We start from the raw sequence: 6,550 nt of genomic DNA, 5'->3' as shown, positions 1-6,550 counted from the left end.
ATCCATGCGCAGCGTGGTAGGAATCTCCGGCCTTCAGGCCGGGGAGGATGTCAAGGTATTCTGTAGAGTACGCCAAGGCTGGCTCTTGCTACGGCCCCTAGATGTTGCCTTGTGTAACAGCAAGGGCATAATCTTTTGTCCTGCCTAGAGGTCTGCTGTACAACGAAGAGCGAGATACAGCTTTTCTCGACGTTGTGGGAGGTCTGTGGAGTTATCTGTGGAGTTAATAGAATCCCGGCCCCCTACACGTCTGTACTGGCTTCGGGAGGCGTCGTCGGAAAAAGCTGTGAGCCCCATTGCTAGCAACAGCCGGTTAGTTCCACTTTTGGGAATCGTCATGGAAAGTCGTGGTTACAAAAAGTCCTCACAGAAGAGCTTTGAGTTGATGCGGCATTTCGCAGAAACCTACGCCAAACGCTCCGAGACCTTTTTCTGCTCGGATCCATCAATTACGACGGCGGTGATCGAAGGCTTGGCTCTGCACAAAGAGCAATTGGGCGCCCCGCTGTGTCCCTGTCGTTTTTATGAAGACAAAGAGGCAGAAGCAAAAGCAGGCTATTGGAATTGCCCCTGTGTACCCATGCGGGAGCGAAAGGAATGTCACTGTATGCTGTTCTTAACGCCGGATAACCCCTTTGCCGGCAAGAGCCAAACCCTAGAGGAGGTGCCCCTGGAATACCAAACTACCAAATGACAGCGCCCGGCAGGGACAAAGGCAGGCTTTGGAAGGGTGACAGGGCTCGGTATAATCGAAAAGCCGTTGGGCAATGGTTATTTGCACGAGGAGGAAACGCTTTTATGACTCCCTCACTTGCTAACTTCCTCTGGAGCTTGGTGGCTGGTGCAGTTGTGCTGGGGGCTCTCTTTGGCGCCATCATCTTTGTCAGCCAAAGGGATAAAGTGCGTCGTCGCTGAGATCCCCGCTCGTTGGCACTTGCCCGCCAATGCTTCCCTTTTCCCTGTACTGCTATCGCTGGGTGGGGAGAGACTGGGGTGGCAAGATGTGGCTGCGGTACGCAATCGCTGGAGGGCTTCGCCCCTGTTGTCGGGGATCCAGCTGGGTTGGGTGACCAACAGATTGAGATCTAAGGCGCTTGAAGCCGTTGTTGCAAACGATCACACCTTATGATCGAAGACTATCCAGCGATACCCCAGGGATCCCTTGCCAGCGTTGACCCACCCCTTGTATTACTGGCGGCAAAAAAACCGCTACTACCACGAGGATCTGGAGCGGCTGCATCGCTTTTTTGTCCCTGCCGGTTTGCGCATCTTGGAGATTGGTTCCGGCACGGGATCCCTGCTCAATGCCTTGCAGCCCAGCTTCGGGGTGGGGATCGACCGGGATGCGGACATTGTTGCCCAAGCTCAGGCAGAGTTTCCCCATCTCCATTTCCGGGTGCAAGATGCCCACACGCTGGACAAAGGGGATCCCGTCTTGGCGGAGCCTTTTGATGTGATCTTGCTCGTCAATACCCTGGGCTACCTGGCCGACATCCAGCAGGTTCTCCAGCAGTTGCGCCGCTTCTGTACCCCACGCACCCGCCTGATCCTCTCCCACCACAACCCGCTCTGGGAGCCGATTCTGGGCTTGGCAACCGCTCTGAAGCAACGGATGCCTCTGCCGGCAGCCAACTGGTTATCGGCAGCCGATGTGGCCAACCTGCTGCACTTGGCAGGATACGAGGTCATTCAGCAGGGCAAGCGGCTGTTGTTGCCGCGGCGGATCCCGTTCCTTTCGACTGTGATCAACCGGGTGATTGCCCCATTGCCCGGGATCAACGCCCTCTGCCTGACAGAGTACACGATCGCTCGCCTGCAGCCCGACCCTGCCTGGGATCCCCCCCCTGAGCAGCAGCCTTCCTGCACCGTGGTGATTCCGGCTCGGAATGAAGCGGGCAACATCCGCCGCTGCGTGGAACATTTGCCCGAGATGGGATCCCGCACCGAGATCATTTTTGTGGAGGGGCATTCCAGCGACGGGACTTGGGCCGAGATCCAGCGGGTACAGGCGGAATACCAAGGGATCCGCAATATCCGGGCTCTACGGCAGGAGGGCAAGGGCAAGGGGGATGCGGTGCGCAAGGGGCTAGCCGCCGCTACAGGGGATGTGTTGATCATCCTCGATGCCGATTTGACGGTACAGGCAGAGGACATGCCCAAGTTTTTCCGGGCTGTGGCTTCCGGGCGATGTGATTTTGCCAATGGTTGTCGCCTTATCTATCCCCTGAAACCAGAGGCAATGCCTCGGCTAAACCAATGGGCCAATCGTTTTTTTGCCGCTCTCCTCTCCTACATTCTCGGCATCCGCATCAAAGATTCCCTCTGTGGCACCAAGGCCCTGTGGCGGGAGGATTACCAGCAGATTGCCAAGCTGTGCCAAGAGTGGGGGGATTTCGACCCGTTTGGAGATTTTGACCTGTTGCTGGGATCCGCCAAGCGCACCCTGAAGATCCTGGATATCCCCGTGCGCTATTTCCCCAGAACCTATGGTCGCTCCAACATTCACCATGTGCGAGAGGGGCTGCGGCTGCTGCAGATCTGTGGCTTTGCCCTCAAGCGCTTTAAGGGATACTGAAGTTTGCTCTGACCCAAAGGTGCCGGTCTGTACTTCTGTCGAGGCAGGGCCAGTCTCTGCAAGTACTTCTCCACCGTTGGGATTCCCGCCTAGGCACCCAGGACTCGTTACAATAATTAGTCAATCGGATCACTGTAATGTGTGGATTGACCCCCATGGGGAGTGCCACGGGAACGAGCAATGGGAGAATCCGTATTGAGCAGGCTGGGCCAATGGATCTCGAATACCCCCCTGCGCTCCCTCGACCAAGCTTATGAGGCTGCCCTGCGCATTAAAGCCATTGAGGATCAATACTTCCAGGGAGGTTCCATTGGCAGCAATGGGCAACATGGCCAGAATGTCAGCCGCTACTTTCAGATTCAACTGCGCCGGCAACTGCGCCAGATCGATCTGCGTTTGGCAGAGTTCAGAGCCAGCAGCGCCTTTTCTCGCCTGCCGGATCCCGAGCAAAATGGCAGTGGCCCTACTTCTGCCCAAGATAAAGCTCAACAACTCCATGCCGCTGAGGCCAATGTTTCTGAAAGCAGCAGCGAAAACTCCGAGAATGGTTGCCAAAGACGAGATCTTTCCATTTTGGAGAAACTGCAGTTTATCGATCAGGTGACTTCTCGATACAAACGCCCGACCAGAAAATCCCAGCCCATCTCTGCTTCAATTTCCACTTCACCTGAGCCTCTCGAACGGCCAGAACAACCTACCTCAACCCAACCCAGTTCTTCTAATGTCTCTGTCAAGGCAGGCTCCGGCAATGGCGCTGCCCCGGTCGCTTCCAAAGCTGCGATTCTGCCCCGCTCCATTCTGCGCACGGCCAGCCAAATCCGCCGTGAGCTGAGTTCCCAGGCCGAGGAGGAACTGATCCAAGAGTATCGGGAGGCTCGCACTCGCACACTGGTATCGATTCGTTTTCTGTTGTTGTTGGCCGTTTTGCCTCTGCTCACCCAGATCCTCTCGAAAAACTTTCTGTTTGGGCCATTGGTGGATCACTTCCAACAACGGGAGCCTGCCATTGTGGCTCTAAGCCACGAATTCCAAGAAAAAGCCCTGTCAGAGTTCGAGTTTTTCAAGGAAAGAATAGAATTTGAGCGAGCTTTGCACCATCAACCCCCAGAGTGGGATCTGGAATCAGAAGAGCAACTGTCCATGAAGGCAGAGGAACTGCTGAAAAAATATAGCCGTAGGAACTCGGAAGGATTGAAGAATATCCTTGCTGATTTGCTTTCGCTGCTGGTGTTTGGCTGGCTTATCTTTATTGGGCGTGAGGAAATCGAAGTCCTCAAGTCTTTTTTGGATCGTCTGATCTACGGCCTCAGCGACAGTGCCAAGGCTTTCATTATTATTCTCTTTACCGATGTGTTTGTCGGTTATCACTCTCCCCACGGTTGGGAGGTGCTGCTGGGTAATTTGGCTGCCCATTTGGGGGTACCGGAGAATCGCGATTTTATCTACGGCTTTATTGCTACTTTTCCGGTTTTCCTAGATACGCTTTTTAAGTATTGGATCTTTCGCTATCTAAACCGTGTATCGCCGTCTTCGGTGGCCACCTATCGGGCTATGAACGATTAAGGGTTCGCAGTTGCATTTCAAACTGGGTTGAGACGCTTCCCAAGCGCTCCTTGCCGCTGACGTAACCATCCACAACCTCTCTCAGAGGAAGAAAGAAGTTGGGGATCGACCTGACGAATCGTTTGATTGCCATTTGAAGCAACCGTAATTCGAGTTTCCTGAGTTAGCTGGGCGGGCGTAAGGATTGTCGATGGCAGAACCCGCAGACAAACCAACGCTCCAATTCGGCGGCAGGGGTAGGACAGCGGCAGGCGGGGCAAGGGAACAGGTTCTCCTGGGTTTGTTGTTGCTTCACCACTCTGGCCCAGCGCTCGAAAGCCACTTTCGGGTCGGAGGTGGGCTGTTTTGGATTGGGGCTGCGACAGGATCCAGGGCGTTGTCCATCTTGGTCTGCTAGGCGGGGAGCGCCATAAAACTTGCTGGTCAACTCCGCATCAGGGTGGGGGGCAGCCGGGCTGGATCCCTTGTGCCAGGCACCAGAGCTGAAGCGGATATCGCTGAGGGGAGATTGTAGCCGGCTGTTGAGTTTCCTGAGAATGATCTGGCGTTGCAAGGTTAAGTTTTGTGCCCAGGCCGGGGTAGAGGTGGCCACCTGCAGCACCTGTCGGCGCAGGCTGAGAGGATAGGTTTGGGCGGCTACGGCCTCTCCGACGAGTTCGGGCCAGAGCTGCCGCAGGGTTTGCATTTGCTTCAGTTCAGCCCAACGGGGATGGCTGCCAAAGCTTCCCAGTACCTCATCTAACCGCTGCAACATGGTGTCGATAGGGTGTCAATGGCAGGCAATAGCTTAGGAAACACCATTTTGGTCTTCCGGCGATTGAGCCGCTTCTTTGAGGGCAGAGTGAATGGAGTCGGTATCGGGCAAAGAAGGGGATCCGCCATTTTGACTGAGGGGGGCAAATCCCTCTAGGCTGCGGATATGAATATCTTGTTGCGGGAAGGGGATGCGGATCCCACGTCGCCGAAACTCAGCCTCGATTAGGAAGTTTAGCTCGCTGATCAAGACAAACTGATCTTGAGGACGGTTGATCCACACCAGCAGCTCAAAGTTAAGTGCAGAAGGGCCAAAGGACTTGAGCCAGACTTGGGGGGCAGGGCTGCTCAACACCCGAGCATTTTCTCTGGCGGCGCTGAGCAGGGCTTCGGTAACCAAGGCGGTATCGGAGCCGTAGGCCACGCCCACAGGAATGTGGATGCGACAGCGGGGATCCCGGTAGCTCCAGTTCACCACCTTTGATTCGGTAAAGCGGGAGTTGGGCACGATCACAAAGATGCGATCCAGGGTGCGCAAGACGGTAGCCCGTGGCCCAATGCGCTCCACCGTGCCGAGCAAGTTGTCCACTTCCACCAGATCCCCTATTTGGATGGGGCGCTCCAGCAAAATGGCAATGTAGCTGATGTAGTTGTTGGAGAGGTTTTGCAAACCAAAGCCGATCCCCAAACCCACCGCCCCGGCAATAACCGCCAAGGAGCCCAGATTAAGGCCGCTGAAGGGCAAGACCAGAAGGATGCCGAACAGGGTCAGGATGTACTTGAAGATGGCCGCCGAAGACTCTTGGGTGCCCAGATCCAGCCCCAGGCGTGCCAAAAAGCGCTGCTTGAAGCCAACACTGACGTAGTGGGCGCCGGTGAAAACCAAGATGGAGAGGACGAGGAAGACCAGCAAGCTGGCAATCGAAACGCTGGAGTTGGGCAGAGGCTGGGTGAGAACGCCCAGAGCCGTGGCGACCACACGACCCAGGCCCAGGTAAAAGGAGCGCTGAAAGGGTCGTAGGGCAGGGATGAAGCTGATACCGCGATCCAGCGAGATGCCGGCGATGAGGATCACCCCCACGCCCCGCAGCAGCATCCCACCCACATCGATCCAGGTGCCCCAGGTCTCTCCGGCCTTAAGCTCCAACCAGCGTTGCAGACGGGTTAAGCTGCGGTCGAACAGCCGCCAGAGAAAGAACCCCACCACCAGGGTGGCGATCCCTGCCAGGAGGGTCAGAACCAGCACGCGCGGATCCTGGGCCCGCTGCAGAGCCAGCAAATCTTCGCGGTAATCGGCAATCGCTTGCTCCAACCGCCGCGCCCAACTGTTGGCCACCAGACGCACGTCATTCAGGTTCACCTGACCCGGTGCCACCCTGCGCTCCGCGGCAGCATCGGCATAGGTGACGGTAAACAAATACCGTTGGGTGGCCTCAAAGCGGCCTCTTTCCCCCAGGCGTAAGATGTATTGCCCATTGGCATCCTGGGCTACCCGTACCTCTGGCTGTGGCAACTGCCCTTCTTCGAGAAAGCGCTCGATGATCGCCCGAACGTTGTCGGCCCGCACATCGCTGGGGTACTCTGCCGTCTGCAGGCGAAACACCGGGATGTTCCCCACCAACACCTCTGTGCCCTCTTGGCCGGTCAAAGGGATCCCGA

The 6,550-nt window shown here is 56.3% G+C and carries 6 protein-coding genes; 4 read left to right on the top strand and 2 right to left on the bottom strand.

All coding sequences use genetic code 11. The features are described from left to right. Nucleotides 1-337 precede the first annotated feature (337 nt). The 4 genes from NW829_RS07940 to pxcA all read left to right on the top strand — a co-directional run bounded on the left by NW829_RS07940 (nucleotide 338) and on the right by pxcA (nucleotide 4,138). Nucleotides 338-694 carry a ferredoxin-thioredoxin reductase catalytic domain-containing protein gene (locus tag NW829_RS07940; RefSeq protein ID WP_011432451.1) on the top strand — a complete coding sequence of 119 codons (357 nt, stop codon included), beginning with the start codon at nucleotides 338-340 and terminating at the stop codon, nucleotides 692-694. Nucleotides 695-798: 104 nt separating this feature from the next. Further along, nucleotides 799-915 carry a photosystem II reaction center X protein gene (locus tag NW829_RS07935; protein ID WP_011432450.1) on the top strand — a complete coding sequence of 39 codons (117 nt, stop codon included), beginning with the start codon at nucleotides 799-801 and terminating at the stop codon, nucleotides 913-915. 256 nt (nucleotides 916-1,171) lie between these two features. After that, nucleotides 1,172-2,575 carry a glycosyltransferase gene (locus tag NW829_RS07930; protein WP_011432449.1) on the top strand — a complete coding sequence of 468 codons (1,404 nt, stop codon included), beginning with the start codon at nucleotides 1,172-1,174 and terminating at the stop codon, nucleotides 2,573-2,575. Between the two features lie 180 nt (nucleotides 2,576-2,755). Then, entirely contained in the window at nucleotides 2,756-4,138 is a 1,383-nt protein-coding gene (gene pxcA, locus NW829_RS07925) for a proton extrusion protein PcxA (RefSeq protein ID WP_414416822.1), read from the top strand. A 163-nt stretch (nucleotides 4,139-4,301) separates the two neighbouring features. Here the strand turns inward: pxcA and NW829_RS07920 are convergent, their stop codons facing one another. Both NW829_RS07920 and NW829_RS07915 read right to left on the bottom strand, forming a co-directional pair. Beyond that, a complete protein-coding gene (locus NW829_RS07920; protein ID WP_414329102.1) occupies nucleotides 4,302-4,892 on the bottom strand; it encodes a DUF721 domain-containing protein in 591 nt (196 codons plus the stop codon). A gap of 33 nt (nucleotides 4,893-4,925) precedes the next feature. After that, on the bottom strand, nucleotides 4,926-6,550 hold a 1,625-nt coding region (locus NW829_RS07915), incomplete at its 5' end, for a mechanosensitive ion channel family protein (RefSeq protein WP_414416821.1).

Origin of the sequence: Synechococcus sp. R55.8 (assembly GCF_047461895.1) — a bacterium.
GTDB lineage: Bacteria > Cyanobacteriota > Cyanobacteriia > Thermostichales > Thermostichaceae > Thermostichus.
The sequence above is the reverse complement of the archived record's forward strand: the minus strand, read 5'-3'. Positions and strand labels throughout refer to the sequence as shown.